Source organism: Yinghuangia aomiensis (assembly GCF_039542225.1).
GTDB classification, from domain to species: domain Bacteria; phylum Actinomycetota; class Actinomycetes; order Streptomycetales; family Streptomycetaceae; genus Yinghuangia; species Yinghuangia aomiensis.
Window position 1 is genome coordinate 54348 of record NZ_BAABHS010000007.1, and the last position, 26317, is coordinate 80664.

Annotated in this window: 20 protein-coding genes; 9 read left to right on the top strand and 11 right to left on the bottom strand. The window is 71.3% G+C overall.

What is annotated here, in order from left to right:
• Positions 1-689: 689 nt before the first annotated feature.
• Positions 690-1643: a hypothetical protein gene (locus tag ABEA93_RS11315; RefSeq protein ID WP_345675288.1), complete on the bottom strand. Its 954-nt coding sequence runs from the start codon at positions 1641-1643 to the stop codon at positions 690-692.
• A gap of 60 nt (positions 1644-1703) precedes the next feature.
• Between ABEA93_RS11315 and ABEA93_RS11320 the strand changes: the two genes are divergently transcribed.
• Entirely contained in the window at positions 1704-2387 is a 684-nt protein-coding gene (locus ABEA93_RS11320; protein WP_345675289.1) for a TetR/AcrR family transcriptional regulator, read from the top strand.
• A 31-nt stretch (positions 2388-2418) separates the two neighbouring features.
• Here ABEA93_RS11320 and ABEA93_RS11325 read toward each other — a convergent pair whose 3' ends face one another.
• The 8 genes from ABEA93_RS11325 to acnA all read right to left on the bottom strand — a co-directional run bounded on the left by ABEA93_RS11325 (position 2419) and on the right by acnA (position 16106).
• Entirely contained in the window at positions 2419-4194 is a 1776-nt protein-coding gene (locus ABEA93_RS11325; RefSeq protein WP_345675290.1) for a glycosyltransferase family 39 protein, read from the bottom strand.
• Between the two features lie 731 nt (positions 4195-4925).
• Positions 4926-6446: an amino acid permease gene (locus ABEA93_RS11330; RefSeq protein WP_345675291.1), complete on the bottom strand. Its 1521-nt coding sequence runs from the start codon at positions 6444-6446 to the stop codon at positions 4926-4928.
• Between the two features lie 212 nt (positions 6447-6658).
• Positions 6659-8596: a 1-deoxy-D-xylulose-5-phosphate synthase gene (gene dxs, locus ABEA93_RS11335; protein ID WP_345675292.1), complete on the bottom strand. Its 1938-nt coding sequence runs from the start codon at positions 8594-8596 to the stop codon at positions 6659-6661.
• A gap of 185 nt (positions 8597-8781) precedes the next feature.
• Complete coding sequence (locus tag ABEA93_RS11340) at positions 8782-10161, bottom strand: sugar ABC transporter permease (RefSeq protein WP_345675293.1); 1380 nt, start codon at positions 10159-10161, stop codon at positions 8782-8784.
• Complete coding sequence (locus ABEA93_RS11345) at positions 10154-10972, bottom strand: ATP-binding cassette domain-containing protein (RefSeq protein WP_345675294.1); 819 nt, start codon at positions 10970-10972, stop codon at positions 10154-10156. The genes ABEA93_RS11340 and ABEA93_RS11345 overlap by 8 nt, the downstream gene beginning before the upstream one ends.
• Before the next feature lie 16 nt (positions 10973-10988).
• On the bottom strand, positions 10989-12122 hold the full coding sequence (locus ABEA93_RS11350) for a substrate-binding domain-containing protein (RefSeq protein ID WP_345675295.1): 1134 nt from the start codon (positions 12120-12122) through the stop codon (positions 10989-10991).
• 157 nt (positions 12123-12279) lie between these two features.
• Entirely contained in the window at positions 12280-12741 is a 462-nt protein-coding gene (locus tag ABEA93_RS11355; RefSeq protein ID WP_345675296.1) for a hypothetical protein, read from the bottom strand.
• A gap of 638 nt (positions 12742-13379) precedes the next feature.
• On the bottom strand, positions 13380-16106 hold the full coding sequence (gene acnA / locus ABEA93_RS11360) for an aconitate hydratase AcnA (RefSeq protein WP_345675297.1): 2727 nt from the start codon (positions 16104-16106) through the stop codon (positions 13380-13382).
• A gap of 252 nt (positions 16107-16358) precedes the next feature.
• Here acnA and ABEA93_RS11365 point away from each other — a divergent pair, with 252 nt between their 5' ends.
• From ABEA93_RS11365 to ABEA93_RS11380, 4 genes are all read left to right on the top strand, one after another.
• Positions 16359-17372 (top strand): Gfo/Idh/MocA family protein, encoded by a 1014-nt coding sequence (locus tag ABEA93_RS11365; RefSeq protein WP_345675298.1) that lies wholly within the window; start codon positions 16359-16361, stop codon positions 17370-17372.
• A 133-nt stretch (positions 17373-17505) separates the two neighbouring features.
• Complete coding sequence (locus ABEA93_RS11370) at positions 17506-18984, top strand: MDR family MFS transporter (protein ID WP_345675299.1); 1479 nt, start codon at positions 17506-17508, stop codon at positions 18982-18984.
• Positions 18985-19035: 51 nt separating this feature from the next.
• On the top strand, positions 19036-20274 hold the full coding sequence (locus ABEA93_RS11375; RefSeq protein WP_345675300.1) for a PP2C family protein-serine/threonine phosphatase: 1239 nt from the start codon (positions 19036-19038) through the stop codon (positions 20272-20274).
• 5 nt (positions 20275-20279) lie between these two features.
• The gene (locus ABEA93_RS11380) at positions 20280-21095 is read left to right on the top strand and encodes an MHYT domain-containing protein (RefSeq protein WP_345675301.1); all 816 of its coding nucleotides are present in this window, start codon (positions 20280-20282) and stop codon (positions 21093-21095) included.
• 101 nt (positions 21096-21196) lie between these two features.
• On the opposite strand, the gene ABEA93_RS11385 is transcribed toward ABEA93_RS11380, so the two are convergent.
• Both ABEA93_RS11385 and cds1 read right to left on the bottom strand, forming a co-directional pair.
• Entirely contained in the window at positions 21197-21565 is a 369-nt protein-coding gene (locus ABEA93_RS11385) for a PH domain-containing protein (RefSeq protein WP_345675302.1), read from the bottom strand.
• 34 nt (positions 21566-21599) lie between these two features.
• A complete protein-coding gene (gene cds1 / locus ABEA93_RS11390) occupies positions 21600-22709 on the bottom strand; it encodes an L-cysteine desulfhydrase Cds1 (protein ID WP_345675516.1) in 1110 nt (369 codons plus the stop codon).
• Positions 22710-22879: 170 nt separating this feature from the next.
• Here cds1 and ABEA93_RS11395 point away from each other — a divergent pair, with 170 nt between their 5' ends.
• The 4 genes from ABEA93_RS11395 to ABEA93_RS11410 all read left to right on the top strand — a co-directional run bounded on the left by ABEA93_RS11395 (position 22880) and on the right by ABEA93_RS11410 (position 26256).
• Complete coding sequence (locus tag ABEA93_RS11395) at positions 22880-23380, top strand: SigE family RNA polymerase sigma factor (RefSeq protein WP_345675303.1); 501 nt, start codon at positions 22880-22882, stop codon at positions 23378-23380.
• 169 nt (positions 23381-23549) lie between these two features.
• Positions 23550-24494 (top strand): hypothetical protein, encoded by a 945-nt coding sequence (locus tag ABEA93_RS11400; RefSeq protein ID WP_345675304.1) that lies wholly within the window; start codon positions 23550-23552, stop codon positions 24492-24494.
• A gap of 191 nt (positions 24495-24685) precedes the next feature.
• The gene (locus ABEA93_RS11405) at positions 24686-24847 is read left to right on the top strand and encodes an LPXTG cell wall anchor domain-containing protein (protein ID WP_345675305.1); all 162 of its coding nucleotides are present in this window, start codon (positions 24686-24688) and stop codon (positions 24845-24847) included.
• Complete coding sequence (locus ABEA93_RS11410; RefSeq protein WP_345675306.1) at positions 24844-26256, top strand: glycosyltransferase family 2 protein; 1413 nt, start codon at positions 24844-24846, stop codon at positions 26254-26256. Before ABEA93_RS11405 ends, ABEA93_RS11410 begins: the two co-directional genes overlap by 4 nt.
• Positions 26257-26317 lie beyond the last annotated feature (61 nt).

Here is a 26317-nt window from a genome sequence, read left to right on the forward strand (position 1 = left end):
GCTCACGGGCTCACGGGCTCACGGGCTCACGGGCTCACGGGCTCACGGGCTCACGGGCTCACGGGCTCACGGGCTCACGGGCTCACGGGCTCACGGGCTCACGGGCTCACGGGCTCACGGGCTCACGGGCTCACGGGAAGGCTCGCATGCTCGCGGGTCGGCGCGCTGTCGCCGCCGGCTCGCGGGCCGCGCCCCAGACCGGGCGGGCGGGGGAAGACGGTCAGGCATCCACCGGCTTCCCCCGCACGTCCCCGGGGCGTTCGGGGACTGTCCCGCGAGTGCGGGGCTGTGCTGGGGCGTAGGGCCGTTCGGGGGCGCGGCGGCTGGTGGCTGGTGGCTGGTGGCCGGCAGGGGGATTACCACGCGACGCTGCTGCGCAGCGCCGGCCGACTCGTCCCCGTCCGCCACTCTCCGTCGCCCCCTCACCCCTCACGCCTCCCCCCTCGCCATCGCCCCCGTCCTCGCGCTGTCGCCTTCGCACTCGCCCCCGCAGGCCTGGTGTCGGCGCTCGGCCTGGACCTGGCGCGCGTCTGGTTCTTCGATGAGTCGGCGGTAGGTGCCGCAGGCCTCCGTCGGCGCGCATTCGTCGCGGAGCAGCGCGCACTCGCGCTGTCGCCTTCGCGCTCGCCCCGCCCTCGCCGCCACAGGCCAGGTGTCGGCACCCTGCCGCGCCCTACCAGGACCCGCCGTCAGCCCAGTTCCTCGACGAGTCTGCGATAGGTACCAAAGCCCTTCTTCGGCGTGTAGTCGTCGCGGAGCAGGCCGAAATGGCCGAAGAGGCTCTCCCCGTTGCTGTCCGCGTCGCGGAGGGCGAAGAGCGAGTAGCCGTCGACCAACAGCTCGTTCTCGCACGCGGCCACCGCCCGGATGACGGTTTCGAGCGTCTCCGCTTGGCGCCGCTCCGTGCGGTCGGGGCCGGTTGGCCAGCCGTTTTCGCACACCCGCAGCGGCACCGTCCCGGGGATGCCGGCCTGCGGCAGGAAGCCGGTACGGAACATGCCGAGGACCGCGGCTACCGTCTCCGCCAACCGATCCGCGGCGACGGGCCGGAACACGTCGGGGAAGAAGTCGACTCCCACGTAGTCGAGACTCTGCCGGAACCGGTCGTCGCCCAAGGCTCCGAGGTCCGCCCAGAAGGTGTCGGACGGGTCGAAGCTCGGCACCGCGTTGAAGCCGACCGCCGCACCGAGGCCGAGCGAAGCAAGCTCCTCCTTCGCCGCGACAACACCCCGCACCACCGCGTCCAAGACGTTGGGGACACTGCCGTCGACCGACGGCAGGTCGAGGTTCGGCTCCTCGCAGATCTGTACCGAGGCCAGCCGCGGACCCGCGGTCCGCACGGCCTCGCGTACGTAGTCCGTCCACCCGTCCAGGTTTCCGGTCGGTTCGCGGAATTGGAGGACGAGGTCGAGCATCCGGCCGCGCCGCAGGTACGTGTGCGGGTCGGCGGGTGTCGGCGGTATCCGCGGCGTCGCCGTCGGCGCGAACGAGCGGTACGCACGCACCGTCAACAGGCCGGTGTTGCCTTGGAGTTCGTCGAGTGCGGCGTTGACGAGGTCCGGCGCGTCCGGGGTGACCGGATGGACGATGCCCTGGTCGTCGCCGAGGAGTCCGCCGGGATAGATGCCGAAGGTGAAGGCCATGAACACACCTCAAAAAATCTTGGTGTCACACCAAATTTGTGGTGACACTATCATCTGCCCATGGGCCTTCGAGAGACGAAGAAGCAGCAGACCCGGACGGCCATCGCCGACGCGGCACTGGGGCTCTTCCTGGAGCACGGCTTCGACGGGGTGACCGTCGCCGAGGTGGCACGGCACGCGGGCGTGTCCACCAACACGGTGTTCAACTACTTCGCCACCAAGGAGGACCTGTTCTTCGACCGCCAAGCCGAGGTCGAAGACCACCTCGCCGCACTGGTCCGCGACCGGGACCCGGGCACCTGCCCGGTCGCGCCGATCCGCGACGACCTGCTGGCCGCACTGGACCAGGACCACCCCATGCTCGGCCTCCGACCGGGCGCCCCGGCGTTCTGGCAGGTGGTCCTGGACAGTCCGGCCCTGCGCGCCCGCGAACGCGAAATCGGCGAACGCGCCGAAGCCGCACTGGCAGTCGCCTTGGCCGCCCCATCACCAACCGCCGCCACCGCCACCACCGACGACGACGACCCGATGCCCCCCGTCCTGGCCGGCACCATCGCCGGCACGCACCGGGCCCTCCTGCGGGAACTCCGACGACGCGTCATGGCCGGCGAACCGGCGGCACGGGCGCGGGAGGCCGTCGCCACCGCGGCAGGCCGCGCTTTCGCCGTACTCTGCGCCGGACTTCACCCGGGCGTCGGCCACCCGCGGTCCGGCCATGCCGAACACCACCCCACCCAACGGTGACACCACACGAGCGCCCTACGACACGTCACGCTCAAGGATCGATGCGGCGGTAGATCACCGTCGCCCCCTGGCGTTCGAGTTCGCGGTAGTGGGCTTTGAGGAACTGGTCGAGGCGGGGGATGCGGTCCGGACGGTAGGCGGCGTTGCCGGAGTCGTCGATGACGAGTTCGGGGCGGGTGCGGGTCAGGTCCTCGGTGAACTGCGCCCACGAGCCGGGCACGGCATACGCTTCGCCGACTTGGGAGTCCGGGCGTCCGCCGGCGAAGTTCGTCAGGAAGCCCGCGGTGAGGAACCGGGTCGCGGGCGGGCGTTCGGCGAAGTAGTACACCGCCGGGTTCATGCCCCAGACCAGCAGCGGTTCGCCGGGACGGGTCTCGGCCCGTACGGTCGCCGCAACCCCGCGGATGTGGTCGAGCCGGACCTGCGGCCAGGTCGCCGCGAGGTAGACGAACACCGTTGCGGACAGCGCCGCGTACCCGGCCACCGTCCGCCAGCGCAGCGCGCCGCGGACGACGCCCGCGACCCCGAGCAGGACGAGCGGCGGCAGCAACTGGAGGAAGTAGTGCCCGAAGAACCGCGTCCCGGCCGCTACCCCGATCGCGGACGCGGCCAGCCATAGCCACAGGTCGGCGTCCGCCCGGAACCGCCGCCCGCGCCACGCCGCCCACACCAGCGGCAGCCCGGCCGCCGCGACGATCGCGAGGTTGCCGGACGCCCGCGCCACCGCCCACAGCCAGCCGCCCTCGAGCGACAGATAGCCCCCGGACCCGGTCACCACCCAGAACACGAACCGCCCGGCACCGAGCAACAGCGCCACCCCGACCCACGGCACGATCGCCCCGAGCAACACGCATGCCACGGCTTGCAGACGGAGCCGGGTCGCAGCGCCCGGCACCCGACCGCGAACCGCCCTGCCACCCGGCGCCGCGTTGCTGTCGTCCCCGGCGACACCTGGCGCCCCACCGCCCCGCCGACCGGCGACCCCCCACGCCGCATGACCCGACGCGATCTCGTCCCGAGCCACCGAGCCGCCGAATGCGGCAGCGTTCAACGCCACGCCACCCGCCACCGCACGCCCCAACAGCACGCCACCCCACGCCTTACCGCCGGACGCCGCCCCACCACCGGCCCCGCCCCGGCGCAGCCCCAACGCCCCCAACCCAACCGCCCCAACCGCCCCACCACGACACCGGCGCCACCACGGCACCCACCGCCCGCCGCGGTCCCGCCGCCGCCCACCGGCGACGCCGCCCCCGCCCAGCCCCTTCCCCGCCGCCATCACAGCCACCCACAGCACCGGCAGCACAACCGCTCCCCCGGACTGCTTCGTCAGCGCTGCCACCGCCGCCGCGAACCCCGCCGCCGCGAACCGGCCGCGATCGGCCAGCACGATCGCCGCCACGGACGCGGGGAGCATGAACGTCTCGAAGTTCGCCGCCATGGCGTCGGGGGGCGCCAGACCGATGCTGGCCACGAGGTAGAGCACGCCGGCCATCAGTCCCGCCGTCGGGCCGAACCGGCGTCGGGCGAAGACCGCGAGCAGCACGGCGGTGGCCAAGTGCGCGGCCACCGCGAGCACTTTGACCGGCCACAGGGTGCCGGAGCCGAAGAGCTGGAAGGCCGCCGCGTACAGGCAGGGCACGACGGGGGGTTTCCGGTCCACGACTCCGCCGTACAGCTGCGCGCCGTCGCCGAGTATCCGGGCCTGGGTGGCCAGGAACCCTTCGTCCGGGTTCCAGAACGCGCGCTGGAAGACCGCGACATGCGTGATCACCGCGACCACCGCCAGCAGTACGGCGGTCGGCACGGCACGCGTAGGCCACCACGGTCGCCCCCGCTCCGACGACGGCGCGGCGGCAGTCGCGCCCGCGGTCGCATGCGGCGCGGATCCGGCGGAAGCCCGGCGGCGCGGCGGCCGCGGCACCCGGACCGGCGTGGCCCCCGGGGCCGCGGCCCGCGCGGCGGTGCGGCGTCGAAGCTGCGCGGGTCGCGCGATACTCGGCACCCGTCCACGCTACCGACGTACGGCCACCGAGAGTAATTTCCCGACTACCGTTTCGCATGACCGAATGTCCGGACCGCACATTCGCAAGGCCACGCGAAGCGGCACGAGGCAACAGGACCGCCGCACGTGGCCGCAGCCCGCACCACCGAGTATTCGGGCGGGTGCCGTATCCCGCGCGACGTTCACCCCGCCGCGGAGACCTCGACCAAGCAACAAGCGACAAGCAACAAGCGACAAGGTGACGAGTGACAGCCACCCTCCGACGAGAGTCCGAGCGGTCGCGCGCACTGCAGGCGAAGATGCCGGGTAGCCGACAGCCGATGGCGAGCGCCGGTGGCCAGTCGTCAGCGGCAAGCCTTCGTCCACCGGTGGCCGGCAATCAGCGCCGGATCGTCGATCGCGGGTTGCCGGTGGTCAGCTGCGTCCGTCGATCGCGACCAGCCGGCAGCCGGTGACCGACGGCCGATCAAGGCTCCAACACGGCTCCGCGGCTCCGACACGGTCAGGCACCTCGGTCCCCACCGGCGGCACCCTCACCCGCGACGGTCTCCCGCCCCCGCCCCAGCCGCGGCGGCTGCCGCCCGCTGACCCAGCCGACTCTTCCGGTACCCGTACCCGTAGTACACGACGAACCCGGCCAGCATCCACACCAGGAACCGCCACCACGTCTCCGTCGGGAGGTTGATCATCAGCCACAGGCAGGCCAGCACCGACACGATCGGGAGGACCGGGACCCACGGTGTCCGGAAGGCGCGGGGCAGGTCGGGGCGGGTGCGGCGGAGAACGATGACGCCGATGGCGACGACCACGAACGCGAACAGGGTGCCGATGTTGACGAGTTCGGCGAGCTGCTTGAGGGGGATGACGCCGGCGACGACCGCCACCACGGTGCCGAGGGCGATGGTCGAGCGGTAGGGCGTCTTGTAGTGCGGGTGGACCTGGCTGAAGAAGCGCGGGATCAGGCCGTCGCGGCTCATCGCGAAGAACACGCGGGTCTGGCCGAGCAGCATGATCATCGTGACCGAGGTCAGGCCGGCGACGGCGCCGATGTTGATGACCCAGGCGTAGCCGCCGTGGCCGACGGCTTTGAAGGCGTCGGAAAGCGGGGCTTTGATCGACAGTTCGGTGTACTTCTCCATGCCGGTGACGACGATCGAGACGCCGACGTACAGCACCGTGCAGATGGCGAGCGAGCCGAGGATGCCGATCGGCAGGTCGCGCTGCGGCTTCTTGGTCTCCTCGGCGGCGCTGGCCACGATGTCGAAGCCGATGTAGGCGAAGAACACGGTCGCCGCGCCGAAGAAGATCCCCATGACGCCGAAGTTGCTCGGTTCGAAGCCGCTCAGCCAGGTGATCAGCGGCTGCTTGAGTCCGGAGTCGGAGCCGGTGGACGCCTGCTTGGGCGGGATGAACGGCGAGTAGTTGTCGGCCTTGATGAAGAACAGCCCCGCGATGATCACGACGAGCACCACGGCGACCTTGATGCCGACGATGATCGCGGTCAGCCGCGACGACAGCTTGACGCCGAAGATCAGGACCGCGGTCAGCAGCAGCACGAGCAGCGTCGCGGGCAGGTTGAAGCCCCAGTCGCTGTCGGTTCCGCCGTTGATGGCGTTGGGCAGGTGGACGTCCGCGGACGCCAGCAGCGACTGCACGTAGCCGGACCAGCCGACCGCGACCACCGCGGCGCCGAGGGCGAGTTCGAGGATGAGGTCCCAGCCGATGATCCACGCGGGCAGTTCGCCGATGGACGTGTAGGCGAACGTGTACGCCGACCCGGCGACCGGCACGGTCGACGCGAACTCCGCGTAGCAGAGCGCGGCGAGCGCGCACACCACCCCGCTGACCACGAACGACAGCGCGACGGCCGGCCCCGCGGTGTCCCGGGCGACGGTGCCGGTGAGGACGAAGATGCCGGTGCCGATGATGACGCCGACGCCGAACACCGTCAGGTCGAGCGCCGACAGCGCGCGCCTGAGCCCGTGTTCGGGGTCTTCCGTGTCGCGGATCGACTGTTCGACGCTTTTGGTCCGGAACGGACTCGCCGTGACCATCGGTTGCACCTCCTGGCCCGCCGGTACGCAGAGACCAGGTCATGATTTACCGATGTGCGGCAATTGAACGGCTCTTCCTTCGGCGCGTCCGGGTGAATGCCCGGCCGCGCGGCACCCCGGCACGGCGATCGGCCCCGCCCGGAAGCTCTTCCGGGCGGGGCCGATCGTGCGGTGCGGACGCCGAGGAACCCCCCGACGGCCGTGCCGCCGTGCTACGACACGGGCTTCGCCGTCTCCCCCGGCGGCGTGTCCGCCGCCAGCCGGGCCACCTCGCCGACGACCTGGAGCGAGATGTCCTGCGCGTTCAGGCCGATGCGGGACAGGATCGAGCCCGGCGTGGCGTGGTCCAGGAACTCCGGCGGGATGCCGAAGTCGCGGAGCGGGACGTCCACGCCGGCGTCGCGCATCGCCTGCGCGATGGCGGAACCGACGCCGCCGATGCGGCTGTTGTCCTCGAGCGTGACGACCAGGCGGTGCCGGGCGGCCAGCTTGGGGAGTTCCGGGTCGACCGGCTTGACCCAGCGCGGGTCGACGACGGTGGACACGATGCCCTGGTCGGCCAGCCGTTCGGCGATCTCGATGCCGGCCTCGGCCATGGTGCCGACGCTGACGATGAGGACGTCGCCGCCCTCGCCGCCGCCGTTGCGCTCCGGTCCGGTGCGGCGGAGCACGTCCATGCCGCCGATGCGGCCGACCGCGGGCACCTCCGGGCCGACGGTGCCCTTGGCGAAGCGGACGACGGTCGGCGCGTCGTCGACGTCGAGCGCTTCGCGGAGCTGGGCGCGGACCTGGGCGGCGTCGCGGGGTGCGGCGAGCCGCAGTCCGGGCACGACCTGGAGGATCGACATGTCCCACATACCGTTGTGGCTGGGACCGTCGAAGCCGGTGACGCCGGCCCGGTCGAGCACGAACGTCACGCCGCACTTGTGCAGCGCGCAGTCCATGAGGACCTGGTCGAAGGCCCGGTTGAGGAACGTCGCGTAGACCGCGAAGACCGGGTGGAGGCCGCCCAGCGCGAGGCCGGCCGCGGACGTGACCGCGTGCTGTTCGGCGATGCCGACGTCGAACGTGCGGTCCGGGTAGGCGGCGGCGAACTTGTGCAGGCCGACCGGGATGAGCATGGCGGCGGTGATGCCGACCACGTCGTCGCGTTCGGCGCCGACCTTGACCATCTCGTCGGCGAAGACCGAGGTCCACGACGCGCCGGAGGCCTTCGCGATCGGAAGGCCGGTCTCCGGGTGGATGGGGTTGACGGCGTGGAACTGGTCCGCTTCGTCGTTGCGCGCCGGGTCGTAGCCGCGGCCCTTCTGGGTGAGGGCGTGCACGATGACCGGGCCGCCGAAGCCCTTGGCCTTGCGGAGCGCCTGCTCCATCTGCTCGGCGTCGTGGCCGTCGACCGGGCCGATGTACTTGAGGCCGAGGTCTTCGAAGAGGCCCTGCGGGGCGACGAAGTCCTTCAGGCCCTTCTTGGCGCCGTGCAGGATGTCGTAGACCGGCTGGCCGACCACGGGGGTGCGGCCGAGGACGCCCTTGCCCCAGTCGAGGAACCGCTCGTAGCCGCGCGTGGTGCGCAGCGTGGCGAGGTGGTTGGCGAGGCCGCCGACGGTGGGCGCGTAGGAGCGCTCGTTGTCGTTGACGACGATGACCACCGGGCGGTCCTTCGCCGCGGCGATGTTGTTGAGGGCCTCCCAGGCCATGCCGCCGGTGAGGGCGCCGTCGCCGATGACGGCGACGACGTGCCGGTCGTCGAGGCCGCGGACCTGGAACGCCTTGGCGAAGCCGTCGGCGTAGGAGAGGACCGTGGAGGCGTGCGAGTTCTCGATGACGTCGTGCTCGGACTCGGCCTGGCTCGGGTAGCCCGAGAGGCCGCCTTCCTGACGCAGCTTGGCGAAGTCGTGCCGGCCGGTGACGATCTTGTGCACGTAGCTCTGGTGGCCGGTGTCCCAGAGGATCTTGTCGTGCGGCGAGTCGAAGACGCGGTGCAGCGCGAGGGTCAGTTCGACGACGCCGAGGTTGGGGCCGAGATGGCCGCCCGTGCGGGACACCGAGTCCACCAGGAATTCGCGGATCTCGCCGGCGAGCACGGTGAGCTGCTCGGGAGAGAGCGCCTTGAGATCACGGGGTCCTCGAATGCTCTCCAGCAGGCCCACCCGTACCTCCTCAATCGGTCGATCGCGGTTCGCGCCCTCCCCCGGCCGGATCGGTCGGGCACCCCGCCCCACCCGGTCGGGTAGCCCACCGCGCGGGCGGAGGGGGAAAACGCACTCAATGAGTCTAGACGCGTGGCACGGCCCCGCCGGTTCGCGGCGGTCATCAAGCGGTGATTTGTCGGTGGTCAGGCGCGGCCGCTGGCCTTCTGACTGCGCCTGGAGACCGAGTCGAGGACGACCGCGGCGAGCAGGACGGCGCCGGTGATCATGAGTTTCACCGACGAGTTGACGGACTGGAGGTCCATTCCGGAGGAGATGGAGCCGATGACGAGCATGCCCAGGAGGGCCGAGTAAGTCGATCCGCGGCCGCCGAAGAGGCTGGTGCCGCCGATGACCGCGGCGGCGATGGCGTTGGTCAGGACGTCCCCACTGCCCGTGCTCTGACCTGCGGAAACGATGCGGGACGCGGCGAAGATGCCGCCGATCGCGGCCATCGTCGAGCAGATGACGAAGGCCGAGATGCGGATGAGCGCGACGCTGATGCCGGCCCGGCGGGCGGCTTCGACGCCGCCGCCGACGGCGTACATCTTCCGGCCGTAGGCGGTGCGTCGCAGGATCAGGTCTCCCACGATCACAAACGCGAGGAAGATCACGAGGGCGAGCGGCGTGCCGTACCACTGGTTGAGGACGTAGGCGACGGCGAACGCGATGACGGCGAGGACCGCGGTGCGGAAGGCGATGTCCTGGATGGGGATCGTCGGCAGGCCGGCTTTGGTACGGCGGTTGTACTGCAGGTAGCGCGAGACCGCGTAGACGAGGACGCAGGCGCCCGCGATGCCGTAGCCGACCGCGACGTACTCGAAGTAGTAGCTGGTCAGCTTGTGGATGGTGCTGTTGTAGCGCAGGTTGATGGTGCCCTGGGAGCCCAGGATGTACAGCTGGAGGCCCTGCCAGCCGATGAGCCCGGCGAGGGTGACGACGAACGCGGGCACGCCGATCTTGGCGAAGAAGAAGCCTTGGATCAGGCCGATGCCGACCCCGACCCCCACGGCGGCGACGATCGCGGCGCCGTCGCTCCAGCCGTGGTTGATGTTGAGGACCGCGAGGACGGCCGCGCTGACGCCGCTGACCGAGCCGATCGACAGGTCGATCTCGCCGAGCAGCAGGACCCAGACGATGCCGACGGCGATGAGGCCGGTGGAGGCGATCTGGATCGACAGGTTGGACAGGTTCTGCGCGGACAGGAAGCGGTCGTTGAGGCTCTGGAAGACGATCCAGATCACGATGAGGCCGCAGATGACCGGCAGGGAGCCGAGTTCGCCGCCGCGGACGCGGCGTTTGAACTCGGTCCAGTAGCCGGCGAAGCCTTCCTGCCGCATGAGCAGCCGGGGGTCGACCTGGCTGACCGCGGCACCGGGCGGCAGTTCCGCGCCGCCCGGTTCGGGCTGTTCGGGGCCTCCGGGGGTGACCGGGACGTTCGGGACGTCGCGCGGCTTGTCCGGGTCGAGGCCGCCGGGGCGGTCGTCCGGGTCGCGGGGGTCGACGGGTTCACGCGGGTCAGTCATTGCGGCCGCCTTCCTCCTGGTCGCGGCTCTTGCGGGCTTGGCGGCGCGAGACGACGTTGTCGCTGGCGCCGGTGATCGCCGCGAGGAGCTGTTCCTGAGACACGCTGCGGGTGTCGAAGACGCCGTTGTTGCGGCCGAGGCGCAGCACCGCGATGCGGTCGGCGACCGCCATCACGTCCTCCATGTTGTGGCTGATGACGATGACGCCGAGCCCGCGGTCGCGGAGCCGTTCGATGAGGTCGAGGACCTGCGCGGTCTGTTCGACGCCGAGGGCGGCGGTGGGCTCGTCGAGCATGACGATCTTGGGTTCGCCGAGCAGCGACCGGGAGATCGCCACGCTCTGGCGCTGGCCGCCGGACAGCGAGGCGACCGGGATGCGCACGCTGGGGATCTTCACGGACAGCGTGCGCAGCAGTTCGGTGGCCTGGCGTTCCATCCCGACTTCGTCGAGGACGAAGCCGCCCTGCTTGATCTCGCGGCCGAGGAACAGGTTGGCGACGACGTCGAGGTTGTCGCACAGCGCGAGGTCCTGGTACACGGTGGCGATGCCGAGGGCCTGCGCCTCGTGCGGCTTGCCGATGCCGACCTTGCGGCCCTCCCAGCGGATTTCGCCGCTGTCCGGCGGGCCGACGCCGGCGATGACCTTGATCAGGGTGGACTTGCCGGCGCCGTTGTCGCCGACGAGCGCGACGACTTCGCCGCGGCCGACCTCGAGTTCGATGTCGCTGAGGGCCTGGACGGCGCCGTAGCGCTTGGAGATGCCGGTCAGCGACAGGACCGGGTCGGTGGGGCGCGTGGATACGTCGGACATGGTCACCGCCTCCTCGTCAGCCGATGCCTGCGGCTTTGCAGGCCGCGGCGAAGTCGGGTGTGCAGATTTCGGCGACCGTGTAGTACGGCGGCTGCGCGACGGTCGTCGCGACGTTGTCCTTGGTGACCGGGATCGGGGTGAGGATGGTCGCGGGCACGGTCACGGTGCCGTTGTTCTTCGTGGTGTTGGCGGGGATCTTCTCGCCGGTGGCCGCGGCGATCGCCATCTCGGCGGCGGCGTTCGCCTCGGGCAGGTACGGCTTGAAGACGGTCATGTACTGGTCGCCGACCACGATGCGCTGGACGGCGGCGAGTTCGGCGTCCTGGCCGGTGACCGGCGGGACGGGGTTGAAGCCGGCCGCCTTGAGCGCGGCGATCGCGCCGCCGGCCATGCCGTCGTTGGCGACGTACGCGCCGATCACCCGGCCCGGGCCGCCGAGCGCGGTGATCGCCTGCTCGGTCTCCTGCTGGGCCTTGTCGTTGGACCAGTCGGGGGTGTCGTATTCGCGGCCGATGACGACCTGCCCGTCGAGCACGCTGTGCGCGCCGCGCTTGTACTCGGCGGCGTTGGGGTCGGTGGGCGATCCGTTGATCATGATGATCGGGCCGCGCTTGGGGTCGCCGCCGCGCTTGAGCGCCTCGACCAGCGAGGTGCCCTGGAGCCGGCCGACGGTCTCGTTGTCGAACGAGACGTAGCCGCTGATCGGGCCCTCGGCGAGGCGGTCGTACGCGATGACCGGGATGCCCTTGGCCTTGGCCGAGCTGACGATCGACGCGGCGGCCTTGGTGTCGACGGAGTCCAGCACGAGGACGTCGATGCCGTTGGTGAACATCGCTTCGGCTTGCTGCTGCTGGATGTTGGTCTGCTGTTGGGCGTTGCCGTACAGGACTTGGCATTTGGGGCACAGCTGGGCGACTCGGGCCTCGAAGAACGGCTTGTCGAACCGCTCGTAGCGGGCGGTCTTGCTCTCCGGCAGGAGGAGGCCGATTTTGAAGCCCTGTTCGACGCTGGCGCCGGTGCCGCCCTTCTGCGTCTTCTCCGCCTGCTTGGCTTTGCCGCACGCGCCGGCGGACAGGACCAGCGCGACGGCGAGGACCACCGCCGGGCCGCGCCGGAGCAGCCGCCGGACGGGTAGTAGAGCCGTCGTCACGCAGGCCTCCCTGGCACCGGGTTCGGAGAGCGGATCCGTTGCTGGCGGATCCCTCCGGGTTCAGGGGAAGTGCATGCCCGATCCCGCACGGAAAATCAGATAATCCACCCAACACGACCTGTTTGGCGGACAGCGGGGGCTCAACGGGAGGAGCGGCTCACAGGCGCGGGTTCCAGCGCTTTCCGATCAGCGCCTGCTCGACGAGGGCGACCTCGCGTTCGAGGGCGGCGGCGCGGGAGCCTTCGTACTCGTACATGCGCAGCAGGGCTTCCACGACGTGGATGTCGACGCGGTCGCGCAGGTCGGCGCGTGCGGTGCCGTAGCCGTGCCGGGCGGCCTGGAGGGCCGCCTCGACGTGCTGGCGGGCCATGCGGGCGAGCAGTTCGGGGTGGCGCTTGAGCACGTCGTGGCGCCGGTAGCCGGGCGGGCACAGGTCGTACAGCCACGCGACGGCCGTCTCCGACCAGCCCTCCACCCCGGGCGGCCGCACCCCGCGCGGCCACCCGGCCGGGGCGACCCCGTCCTGCCCGCCCCCGGCACGCTCGAAGCGCCCAGGCCGCTCCCACCCGGGCCGCTCGTCGGCGCCCCCGGCCGCACCCTGTCCGCGCTCTTCGTACATACATTCGATTATGACCCCTCTCTGACCGAAAACCCACCGCACCCCGACCGAAAACCGCCGATGGAGGACGGGGCGTGACGAGGGAGGACAGAGGGTGCCGGATGACGGGCCGAGGTGGGGACCGGGGGGGAAGCACCGACGCCCGACCCGCCCCGCACTCGACACGACCGCGACAGGAGACGGAGACGGAGACGGCCGACCAGCGGCCCGAGCCCCACGGGACGGCAAGACCGCCGGGCTGCGCGTGGCATCCGCACGCCGCGGTAGGCCCGCTCAGCGGTGCGGCACGACGGCGGGTGGGGTGGCGGTGCGGTGGGTGGTGCGGGGTGGTGGGGAGGCCGGGGCGGTGGGTCGAGTCCCTGCTTCGGGCTCTCGACGCCGGGGGGCGGTCGCGCCGTCGCCAGGGGGCCGGTTCAGGCGGGCGTGTCCGCGACGGGCGGCGCGGGCGGTCGGAGGTCCGGTCCGCCCTGACATCCGGTCGCGGCCCGCCGCCTTCACGGTCGCCGAACAACACGCCGGCGGCGTTCTGCGGCTCCTCGCGCGGCCCGAAACGCGGCCGGGCCGGTCCCCCGGAGGGAACCGGCCCGGCCTCGTCTCACCTGCTCACCGAGGGCCGCCCGTCAGGTGGCCCCCGGTCGTCACTTCGCGACGAGGGAGCGGAGCACGTACTGCATGATGCCGCCGTTGCGGTAGTAGTCCGCCTCGCCGGGGGTGTCGATGCGGACGACCGCGTCGAACTCGACGCCGGTGTCCGTGGTGACCTTGACGGTCTTCGGGGTCCGGCCCTCGTTCAGCTCGGTGATGCCCGCGATCGCGAAGGTCTCGGTGCCGGTGAGGCCCAGCGTGTCGGCGGTGTGGCCGGCCGGGAACTGCAGCGGGACGACGCCCATGCCGATGAGGTTCGAGCGGTGGATGCGCTCGTACGACTCGGCGATGACCGCCTTGACGCCCAGCAGCGACGTGCCCTTGGCCGCCCAGTCGCGCGACGAGCCCGAGCCGTACTCCTTGCCCGCCAGGACGACCAGCGGGATGCCCGCCTCCTGGTAGTTGACCGAGGCGTCGTAGATCGTCGACACCGGGGCATCCGCAGCCTGGGAGGCCTGGGTGAAGTCGCGGGTGAGGCCGCCCTCGGTGCCCGGCGCGATCTGGTTGCGCAGGCGGATGTTGGCGAACGTGCCCCGGATCATCACCTCGTGGTTGCCGCGGCGCGACCCGTACGAGTTGAAGTCCTTGCGCTCCACACCGTGCTCGGCGAGGTAGATGCCCGCCGGGCTGTCGGCCTTGATGTTGCCGGCCGGCGAGATGTGGTCGGTGGTGACCGAGTCGCCGAGCTTGGCGAGCACGCGGGCGCCGGAGATGTCGGCGACCGGCGTCAGGTCCATCGTCATGCCCTCGAAGTACGTGGGCTTGCGCACGTACGTCGACTGCGGGTCCCACTCGAAGGTGTCGCCCGTCGGCACCTCCAGCGACTGCCAGCGGTGGTCGCCCGCGAACACGTCGGCGTAGGACGCGGTGAACATGTCCTGGTCGATCGAGGACGCGACGGTGTCCGCGACCTCCTGGTCGGACGGCCAGATGTCGGCCAGGTACACCGGCTTGCCGTCGGCGTCGACGCCGAGCGCCTCGGTGGTGATGTCGACGTCCATCGACCCGGCGATCGCGTAGGCGACGACGAGCGGCGGCGACGCGAGGTAGTTCATCTTCACGTCCGGGTTGATCCGGCCCTCGAAGTTGCGGTTGCCGGAGAGCACCGACACCGCGGCCAGGTCGGACGCGTTGACCGCGGCGGAGACCTCCTCGGGCAGCGGGCCCGAGTTGCCGATGCAGGTCACGCAGCCGTAGCCGACCAGGTTGAAGCCCAGCTTCTCCATGTACGGGAGCAGGCCGGCCTTCTCGTAGTAGTCCATGACGACCTTCGACCCGGGGGCGAGGGTGGTCTTGACCCACGGCTTGACGGTGAGGCCGCGCTCGACCGCCTTCTTGGCCAGCAGGGCGGCGCCCAGCATGACCGACGGGTTCGAGGTGTTGGTGCAGGAGGTGATCGACGCGATCACGACGGCGCCGTGGTCGATCGTGTAGGTGCTGCCGTCGGCCGCCTGGACGGTGGTCGGCTTCGACGCGCGGGTGCCGTTCAGCGCGGGGGCGTCGGACGCCGGGAACGACTCGACCTCGGCCTCGTCGATGTCCTTGACGTAGTCCGGCAGCGCGGCGCGGAACTTGGCCTTGGCCTCGGTCAGCACGACGCGGTCCTGCGGGCGCTTCGGGCCGGAGATCGACGGCACGACGGACGCCACGTCCAGCTCGATGTACTCGGAGTACTCCGGCTCGCGGGCCGGGTCGTGCCAGATGCCCTGCTCCTTGGCGTACGCCTCGACGAGCGCGAGCTGCTGGGCCGGACGGCCGGTCAGGCGCAGGTAGTTGATGGTCTCGGCGTCGATCGGGAAGATCGCGCAGGTCGAGCCGAACTCCGGCGACATGTTGCCGAGGGTGGCGCGGTTGGCCAGCGGTACCGCGCCGACGCCCTCGCCGTAGAACTCGACGAACTTGCCGACCACGCCGTGCTTGCGCAGCATGTCGGTGATCGTGAGGACCAGGTCGGTGGCGGTGACGCCGGGCTGCAGCTTGCCGGTCAGCTTGAAGCCGACGACGCGCGGGATGAGCATCGAGACCGGCTGGCCGAGCATCGCGGCCTCGGCCTCGATGCCGCCGACGCCCCAGCCGAGCACGCCGAGGCCGTTGACCATCGTGGTGTGCGAGTCGGTGCCGACGCAGGTGTCGGGGTAGGCCTGGCCGTTGCGGACCATGACGGTGCGGGCGAGGCGCTCGATGTTGACCTGGTGCACGATGCCGGTGCCGGGCGGCACGACGGCGAACTCGTTGAACGCGGTCTGGCCCCAGCGCAGGAACTGGTAGCGCTCCTTGTTGCGGCCGTACTCGATGTCGGTGTTGATTTCGAACGCGTCCTGGCGGCCGAAGACGTCCGCGATGACGGAGTGGTCGATGACCATCTCGGCGGGCGCGAGCGGGTTGATCTTGGCCGGGTCGCCGCCCAGTTCCTTGACCGCCTCGCGCATGGTGGCGAGGTCGACGACGCAGGGGACGCCGGTGAAGTCCTGCATGATCACGCGGGCCGGCGTGAACTGGATCTCCTCGCTCGGCTCGGCGTTGGGGTCCCAGCCGCCGAGCGCCCGGATGTGGTCGGCGGTGATGTTGGCGCCGTCCTCGGTGCGGAGCAGGTTCTCCAGCAGGATCTTCAGGCTGTAGGGCAGGCGGGCGCTGCCTTCGACCTTGTCCAGCTTGAAGATCTCGTACGACTCGTCGCCCACGTTCAGCGTGGTGCGGGCGTCGAAGCTGTTCGCGGACACGAGTGCTCCTATCTCGGACACCTTGCCGCGGCGCCCGGGTCGGCCGGGGCAAGGCCCTACGTTTATCTTGATGTCGAGAGAACTCTACTCTACGACGCCGGACGCCCGGACCGCGGACCGCCGTCCGGCGTGCCGCCGGGCATGTCTTTCGCACCCGCCCGGCCCTACGATGCCGCGGACGCCGCCGAAGGCGGCGCGGCATCGTGGATCGCGGCGGTTCCCCGCAGGATCCCAGGCCCGTCAGGGGGCGGCATGGAGCGGATGCGGATCGGCGTGCTCGGCGCGGCACGGATCGCGCCCGCGGCGTTGGTCAAACCGGGACGGCTGATACCCGAGGTGACCGTGGCCGCGGTCGCGGCCCGGGACGCGGGCCGGGCCGAGGCGTTCGCGCGCAAGCACGGCATACGCACCGTGCATGCCTCGTACGCCGACCTCCTCGCCGACCCGCAGCTGGACGCCGTCTACATCCCGCTGCCCAACGGCCTGCACGCCGAGTGGACGATGCGCGCCCTGGAAGCGGGCAAGCACGTGCTGTGCGAGAAGCCGATGACGGCGAACGAGACGGAGGCCCGCCAGGTCGCCGCGGCCGCCGAGCGCACCGGACTGGTGTGCATGGAGGCTTTCCACTACCGGTACCACCCGGTCGCCCGGCGCATGCGCGAGATCCTCGACGAGGACGAGATCGGCCCGGTCCGGCACATTTCCGCGAGCATGTGCTTCCCGCTGCCCAGCCTCGGCGACATCCGCTACGCCTACGACCTCGCGGGCGGCGCGCTCATGGACGCGGGCTGCTACCCGGTGAACGCGCTCCGCATGCTGGCCCCCACCGCCGCGGGCGCGCGGATCGAGGTGGTCGACGCCCGCGCGACGACGCTGCGCCGCGACCGGCGGATCGACCGGGCGATGGAGGCGACGTTCGCGCTGCCCGGCGGCGCCACGGCCGAAGTGCGGTGCTCGATGCTGTCGCGCCGGATGCTCGCGATGACGGCGAAGGTGTTCGGCGAGCGCGGCACCGTCTCGGTGTCGAACTATGTGGCGCCGCAGTACCGCTACCGGTTCACCGTGGAGGCGGGCGGCCGCAAGCGCCGCGAGCATCTGGGGCAGGCCGCCAAGACGTCGTCGTACCAGTACCAGCTGCAGGCGTTCGCGGACGCGGTGCTGCGCGGGACGCCGCCGGCGACGCCCGCGGCGGACGCCGTGGAGACGATGCGCCTGATCGACGGGATCTACCGCAAAGCGGGACTTCCGGTACGCGGCGCTGCGTGAACTTCCCGTCACCCGACGCGAATTTCGGCGGTTGCAGAGGATATTTGCTTTGCCAACGATGCGGACATCGGGACGCCACTGCGGTAGAACGTGTTTCCGCAAGCCGAACCGACGGAGCCGCCGGGGGCCCTCCATGCGCGACGAACCCACCACTCTCGTCTCCCGCCTCGCCCAGCTCGACCAGAAGATCGCGATCAGCGTCGTCTTCGTCGCCGCGATGTTCATGACGGTGCTGGACTCCACGATCGTCAACGTCGCCATTCCGGCCATCGCGACCGAGTTCGGCCAGTCCGCGTCGTCGGTGGCCGGGGTCAACGTCGGGTTCCTGGTGAGCCTGGCGGTGTTCATCTCGGCGGCGGGCTGGCTCGGCGACCGGTTCGGCATGAAGCGGGTGTTCCTGTTCGCGCTCGCCTTGTTCACCGTGGCGTCGGCGCTGTGCGGGCTCGCGCAGAGCCTCGGCCAGCTGGTCGCGTTCCGGGTGCTGCAGGGCGTCGGCGGCGGGCTGCTGACGCCGGTCGGCATGGCGATGATGTTCCGCGCGTTCCCGCCCGCCGAGCGCATGCGCGCGTCCCGGGTGCTGATCGTGCCGACCGCGCTGGCGCCCGCGCTGGGCCCGATCATCGGCGGCTTGATGGTCGACCACGCGTCGTGGAACTGGGTCTTCTACATGAACGTCCCGATCGGCGTCGCCGCCCTCGCGTTCGGCGCGCTGTGCCTGCGCGAGCAGCGCCAGCCCGGCGTGGGGCCGTTCGACCTGCCCGGCTTCGTGCTCGCGGGCGCCGGTCTGGCGAGCGCGCTGTACGCGCTCACCGAGGGCGCGCAGAAGGGCTGGTCGTCGCCGCTGATCGTGGGCACCGGTCTGGGCGGCCTGGCGCTGCTCGGGCTGCTGGTCGTGGTCGAGTCGCGCACCGAGCACCCGATGCTCGACCTGTCGCTGTTCCGCAACCGGTTGTTCTTCACGTGCACGATGGTCACGGTCACCTCGTCGGCGGGCTTCCTCGGCACCGTGTACGTGCTGCCGGTGATGATCCAGAAGGCCCGCGGCCTGGAGGCCACGGACAGCGGCCTGACCACGTTCCCGACCGCGCTCGGCATCATCTGCGCCACCCAACTCGTGTCGCGCTACTACGGCAAGGTCGGCCCGCGCCGGCTGATCGCCGCGGGCCTGAGCGGCACGGCGGTGATGATCGCGCTGCTCACGCAGGTCGGCCCCGACACGAACCTGTGGTGGGTTCGAGCCATTCTGTTCGTCACGGGTTTGTGCCTCTCGCACGTGTTCATGCCGTCCCAGACGGCGGCCTTCGCGGCCGTCCCGCTGCCCCGAATGGGCGCCGCCACAACGCTGTTCAACGTCCAGCGGCAGCTCGGCGCGGCGATCGGCGTCGCGGTGCTGGGCAGCGTGCTGTCCGGGATCGGCATCTTCACCGTGACCCCGCACGGCCTCCAGCCCCAATACTCGGCCTACCACTGGGCGTTCGCGGCCGCGGCGCTGATGGCGGCGGTCGGCGTGGTATTCGCGCTGCTGATCCGGGACCGCGACGCGGCGTCCACGATGGCGGCGCCTGACGCGAATTCGACCCCCGTGGCCGAAAAGGCCGCGGGCGCCCGCTGACGGGCCCCGGGGTTGATCCACGCCGGGACATCACCCCATAGGGTGAGCGCTGTGACGCGGCAAGGACTGGAAGAGTGCACGGACGACGCACCGTCGTCGGACCGGCCGGCACCGGGCGCGGCGCCGCCGGACGGCGCCGTCGTCGAAGGGCCTTCCGGTACCGCGCGCCGCGGTTGGCCGCCGGCGGCCGTGTCCGTGGCGGCATATCTGATGCTGCTCTTCCTGTTCGTGGTGGACGTCGTCGCGGACCGTTCGGTTCCCGGCGCGGTCGCCTTGGGCGTCGTACCACCGCTGTTCGCCGCGCTGTGCACGGTGGCCGCGACGGTCCGCCTGGCGACCGCGGCGACCGCGCTGGCCGCCGTCCTCATCCTGCACTTCGAGCACACCACGCCCGCGGCGAAGGCGATCCATCTGGGGGTGGTCGTCGGCCTCGGCGCGGTCGGCGTATGGGGGTCCGCGACTCGTGCCAGGCACTCGGCGCAGCTCGGCAAAGCCCGTTCGGCCACGCTGATCCTGCAGCGCGCGGTGCTGGAGCCGATACCGGCCGAACTGCCCGGCTACGAAGTGTCGGCGCTGTACCTGCCCGCCGACACCGACGCCAAAGTCGGCGGCGACATGTTCGCCGTCGTGCGGTCCCGGCACGGCATGCGCGTGCTCATGGGCGACGTGCGCGGCAAAGGCATCGGGGCCATCACCACCGCGGCCACGCTGATGGCGTGCTTTCGCGAAGCGGCACACTACGAGCCGAGCCTGCCCGGTCTGGCGGCCCGGCTGGAGGAGCGAATAGCGCAGCTCGACGAGGACCGCGCCGGACCCGCCGACGAACGCTTCGCCACCGCCGTCCTGTTCGCCTTCGACGAGCCGCGCCACCTGCGCATGCTGTCGTGCGGGCACACGCCGCCGGTGCACCTGCGCGGCGGACGCGCGGTCGAACTCGAACTCCCCGTCAACGCACCGCCGCTGGGCACCGCGGGGCTGTACGACGACATCGAGTACGCGGAGTACCGGGTCAGTTACGTCCCCGGCGACGTGCTCGTCGTGGTCACCGACGGCGTGACAGAAGCCCGCGACCCGGCCGGCGGCTTCTACCCGTTCGGCGAACGCCTGGCCCGCTGGGCGCACCACGGCTCGCAGCGCATCGCCCACGAACTCATCACGGACGTGACGATCCACACCGGCGGCCGCATGTCCGACGACGCCGCCGTGCTGGTGGTCCGCCGGGCCCTGCACGACCCTGGAGATCCGGGCGACTCGGGCGACTCGGGCGACTCGCTGACGAAGGCGGCCTGACCCCGGTGGCCCACATCGACCAGTTCTCCGCAGGGCCGGTCACCCCGATCGCGGCGTATCTCGTCGCCTGCGTCGGTTCCGCGCTGGGCCTGGTGTGCACCACCCGGGCCCACGGCGCGCACGGCTGGGCCCGCCGACGCTGGTTCGCCCTCGGCGCGTTCGCCATCGGCGGCACGGGCATCTGGGCGACGCACTTCGTCGCGATGCTCGGCTTCGCCGTCGGCGGCACCCCGATCCGCTACGACGTCGCCCTCACGATGGCCAGTCTCGTCGTCGCCGTCGCGGTGGTCGCCGCGGGCTTGAGCATCGCCGCCCGCGACACGGGCCGGCCGCTGGTCCTCGCGGCGGGCGGCACCGTCACCGGGTGCGGCATCGCGACGATGCACTACGTCGGCATGGCCGCGATGCGCATGCGCGGGCACGCGTCGTATGCCCCGGGCACGGTCGCCCTGTCGGTGATGGTCGCGGTGGTCGCCGCGACGATCGCCCTGTACGCGGCGCTCAACGTGCGCAGCCTCGGCTCGATCGCGGGCGCGGCCCTGGCGATGGGCGTCGCCGTCGGCGGCATGCACTACATGGGCATGACCGCGATCTCGGTGCGTCTGGCGCCCGCCGACGCGCCGCTGACCGGCGCCGACTCGCCGCACCTGCTGCTGCCGCTGGTCATCGGGCTGACCGTGTGCACGGTCGCGGCACTGTTCCTGGTCGGCTGGCATCCGGCACCGGTCGAGGACGACGAGGGCGAGGACGAGGCGGTGGAGCCGTCCGCGCCGGAGGCCGCCGGGCCGGTCACGATCGAGCGGATCCCCGCCGGGGAGTAGCCGGCGCGCCGTCTTCGTCGCCCTCACCCCGGCCGGCCGGACAGCCGTCACCGGGGCCTTCGCCGGCCGCCTGCGCTCCCCCGGGTCTCCCGCCCGGGTCCTCAGGCCGAGATGTAATGCAGGATCACGTTGTGGACGTGCTTGCTCTTCTCCTCGCCGCGGAACTCGACCTCGTAATTGTGGTGGCCGACGCCGATCGCTATGTGGCCGGAGGAGAAGAACGAGCCCGCGAAGGACTTGTTCGACACCATCGAGATGCTGCTGATCTTGGAGTAGGGGATCGACGTGATGGCGATCTTCTTCCCCACGAAGCTGTTGTCCTGGATGATCACGCGGCGGTCGGTCAGGCCGATGAAGCCGGTGCCCACGCCGATCGCGTCGTAGACGGCGATCACTTGCTCGCCGGGCATGAGGCCGCTCTGGATCTTCTCCAGCTGTTCCCGCCGGTCGTACGCGATATTCCCGCTCATACCCGGCAGCGTAGCGGCGGGTCCGGGCTTCCCGTCAGGGTGCCCGCCACTCCCCCGTGGCCTGGAGGTGCTCCAGCGCGGCGGTGAACGGGCCGATGTCCAGGCCCTGTTCGGCGAGCCAGCCGTCGGAGTAGTAGGAGTGGGCGTAGCGTTCGCCGCCGTCGCACAGCAGCGTGACGATGGAGCCGGTGCGTCCGGCCGCCCGCATTTCCGCGACGAGCTGCAGCGCGCCCCACAGGTTGGTGCCCGTCGACCCGCCCGCCTTGCGGCCGGTCAGCCGGTGCAGGTGCCGCATCGCGGCGATGGACGCCGCGTCCGGGACCTTGAGCATGCGTTCGACGACCTCGGGCACGAAGCTCGGCTCCACGCGCGGCCGGCCGATGCCCTCGATGCGGGAGGCGGCGTTGACCGTGTAGCCGGGGTCGTGGCCCGTCCAGCCGTCGAAGAAGGCCGAGTTCTCCGGGTCGACGACCATCAGGCACGTGTCGTGGCACTGGTAGTGGACGTACCGGCCGATCGTCGCGCTGGTGCCGCCGGTGCCCGCGCTGACCACGATCCACGTCGGGATCGGGTGCCGCTCCTCCGCCATCTGGCCGAAGATCGACTCGGCGATGTTGTTGTTGCCGCGCCAGTCGGTGGCGCGTTCGGCATACGTGAACTGGTCCATGTAGTGGCCGCCGGTCTCCTCGGCGAGGCGCCGGGAGACGTCGTACACCGTCGCCGGGTCGTCGACGAGGTGGCAGGTGCCGCCGTAGAACTCGATCAGCTCGATCTTCTCCGGGCTGGTCTTCTTGCTCATCACCGCGATGAACGGCAGGCCGAGCATGCGCGCGAAGTACGCCTCGGACACCGCGGTCGACCCGGACGACGCCTCGATGACCGTGGTGCCCTCGCGGATCCAGCCGTTGCACAGCCCGTAGAGGAACAGCGAGCGGGCCAGCCGGTGCTTGAGGCTGCCGGTCGGGTGCGTCGACTCGTCCTTCAGGTACAGGTCGATGCCCCACTCGGGCGGCAGCGGATAGACGAGCAGGTGGGTGTCCGCCGAGCGGTTCGCGTCCGCGTTGACCTTGCGCACCGCTTCGCTGACCCATCCGCGGGTGCGGCTGCAGACGCGGTCCACGTCCTGTCCGGCCACCGGCTGCATGCCCACTGCGACTCCTCGAGGATGATCGATTGCGCACCAGCGTACGACCCGGCCGAGAAATTTCCGCCGACCGTGTGACACACCTCCGCCGTCGCAGCGTCGGAACGGGTGTAGGCCCACAGCGGCCCAGAAAGCACCACAACGAGCCATACGGCGACGAGGGCGAGGCGATGGCAACAGACCCGGACGAATTCCTGGAATTCGCCACGGCGCGCAGCGCACAGCTTTTCCGCACGGCGTGGCTGCTGAGCGGCGACTGGCATCTCGCGGAAGACCTGGTGCAGATCACGCTCGGGAAGCTCTACCGGTCGTGGAAGCGCGTGAAGGCCGCGGACAGTCCCGACGCGTACGCACGCACCGTGCTGACCCGCAGCTACCTGTCCTGGCGGCGGCGGCGCAGCAGCACCGAGACCGCGTACGGCAGCATCCCCGAGGCGGCGGGCCGGGAACTCGACCCGGCGCTGCGGATGACCCTGCTGAAGGGACTGGCGCAGCTGTCCCCCAAGGACCGCACGGTCCTGGTGCTGCGCTACTGGGAGGACCTGAGCGTCGAGCAGACGGCCCGGCAGATGGGCTGTTCGCAGGGTGCGGTGCGGAACCGGACGATGCGCGCGCTGGAGCGGCTGCGCGGCGTCCTGGGCACCGACCTCCAGCACTTGGCGGCGGCGTGAGCGCCGACCGCCCCACGCGAGACAGCAGTGGCCGCGGCCCGGGTTCCGGGCGGGCCGGGCCCGCCGGAACGGCCGTACGGCGGGACCACACCCCGAGCATTTCCGCGCGCCGCGCCGTACGGCGGCACGCGACCCACGCATCCGGACGCACCCAGGAGACGGTGACCCGATGACCAACCAGTACGAAACCCCCGAGGCGGAAAGCCTGTCCTCGGCCATGCACGCGGCGACGTCCGCGTTCCAGCCGCCGACGGCCGCCCTCGTGCGCGGCGGTATGGCGCGCGGCAAGAAGTTCCAGTCGCTCCGCCGCATGCAGGTGGCGGGCGCGGCGTTCGCGGTCGTCGCGGCGGCGGGCGTCGGCACGGCCGTGCTCTCCACCAGCAGCGGCGGCGACCAGAAGGCATCGGTCGCGGCGCAGCCCCCCGCGGTGAGCCAGGCCGCTCCGCAGCAGGCGCCGCAGCCGGCCAAGCTCACCGCGCAGGCGGCGCTGGACGCGCTGAAGCAGTTGCTGCCGGCCGGGTACACGGTGTCCGACGTGAAGCTGCGGGACGCCGACACCGGGGCGCGCGGCGACACGAGCGTGTCGGTGGAGGCGCTGGTCGACCCGGGCGACGGCAAGGCCACGACGCTCTACCTGGCGCTGCGTCCGGGCGCGACCGCGGGCGACAACGCCTGCTGGACGTTCACCGCCGGCACCGGCATCTGGTGCAAGAACGAGACCCTGCCGAACGGCACACTGCGTCTCGAGCAGAACCGCGAGTACCCGGCGTCGGAGAGCACCGCCGACGGCAAGGCCGGCATCAACGGCCGTGGCGCCAAGGTGTGGAGCGTGAGCCTGTCCCGCACCGACGGTGTGGCCGTCTACGCGAACACCACCAACGCCGCGGGCGAGAAGACCGGCAAGGACGTCCGCACCGACCCGCCGCTGACGACCGACCAGCTCAAGGCGATCGTCACCGCGCCGGTGTGGAACACCCTGGCCGGGCCGGACAGTATGGCCTCGGTCCAAATGCCGAAGTCGGGCGACCGGCCGCAGACCAAGGACCTGCCGGACCCGGAGAAGGCGGCGGCCGGCGCCGCGGCCGCGAACGGCGGGGCCGGCAAGAACGGCTGACCATCCGATCGGCCGGAGGGCCCGCTGCGTGTGCTGTCCGCACGCGGCGGGCCCTCCGCATGCGCCCGTCCGCACAACCCGTTGGGCCGGACGGCGCAGTCGGGCGGATCACGCGGATGCAGCAATGCGGGTGTGATGCAGCGATGCATTGAGTACCAGACCGTCCGACGTGTCTTTCGTAGGAGGTTCTGGTGCCGTACGGATCCGTTTCCGCCCCTGGGGGCGTCCTGGCCGCGACCGGCCTCGCGACCGGGCAGGTCTGGCTGGTCGTCGTCAGCCTGCTGCTGGTCCTGGCCGGTGTGCTGCTCGTCCGTCTGTCCTTCCGCCGCGGCCGCAGCCCGTTCGCACGGTGACGGCGCAGGCTGCGCTTCAAGGACGGTGGCCCGGCGTCGGCGTCCTGCCGCGGGCCTGGCACGGCTCGTCCTGGCGGCTCGTGGTCTTGGGCGTACTGCCCTGTGCCGCGTTCACCGCCTGGGGCCTGGCGCATGCGGTCGCGGTGCTGAGCGGCCTGGGCCACGGGGAGATGTCCGGCGTGCTGGCGATGCCGTGGCTGGTGTCCTTCTTCCTGCTGTGGTGGGTCCCGGTGTCGTGGCTCGAACGCCCGCGCAGACCGGCCTCCGCCGCCGGACAGGCGGACGTCGACGCGCTGACCGTCACCGTCCAGGTGCCCGTGTACAACGAAGACCCGGGCGCGCTGCGCGCCTGCCTGCACTCCGTCCTCGTGCAGTCCCGGCAGGTGGCCCGGGTGCGCGTGGTCGACGACGGCTCCGTCCACCCGGACGGCACGCCGATGGACTACGCCGACGTCCGGGCGGAACTGTTCGAACGCGCCGCGGCCATCGGCGTCGAGGTGACGTGGGACCGCACCGTGAACCGCGGCAAACGGCACGCCCAGATGTACGTCCTCGCCGACGACGACGCCGACATCTTCGTCACCCTCGACAGTGATTCCGTCCTGGACGCGGAAGCCGTCGCGGAAGGGCTCAAACCGTTCGCCGACCCCGGCGTGCAGTCCGTCGCGGGGCAGGTCGTCGTCCTCAACCACGACGCCAACGCCCTCACGCGGCTGATCAACCTGCTGTACCTGCCGTTCACCCGCGGCCTGCGCAGCGCCCAGTCGGTGCTGCGCCGGGTCACCATCAACTCCGGGACCCTGGCGTTCTACCGGGCCGACGTGGTCCGCAACGCCGCCGGGGCCTACGAGAACGAGCAGTTCCGCGGGCGCCCCATGCAGATGAACGACGACTCCATGCTCACCTTCTACGCGCTCCTCGCCGGCGACACCGTGCACCAGCCGTCGTCGCTGGTCTTCACCCTCGCCCCCGAACGGTTCCGGCATTACATGCGCCAGCAGATGCGTTGGATGCGCGGCACGACCGTGCGCCACCTGTGGTGGCTGCGTTACATGCCGGCGAACGGCGTCGTGTTCTGGAGCACCGTCGGCGAATACCTGCACCTCGTCCTCGGCATCACGATCCCCGCCGTGCTGATCGTGGTCCCCGAATACCGGGCGCACCTCGGCACCGTCGCCGTCCTCGCCCTGGCCATCGGCGTCGCCATGAGCTACCTGACGGCATTGCGCCTGTTCACCGTGACCCGCACCGACATGACCGGGACGCAGACGGCCCTGCTGTTCGCCGCCGCACCGATCGCGGCGCTGTGGCGGGCGGTGCTCCTGCGGCCGGTCTACTGGTACGCCATGGCGACGTGCACCCGGATCAGCCGCTGGGGCACCCGGGACGGCGTCGAAGTCCGGCTGTGACCCGGCAGCGCGCCTCCCCCCGGCGTTCTCCCGGCGCGCCCGCGGTGACAAGCTGTGCCTC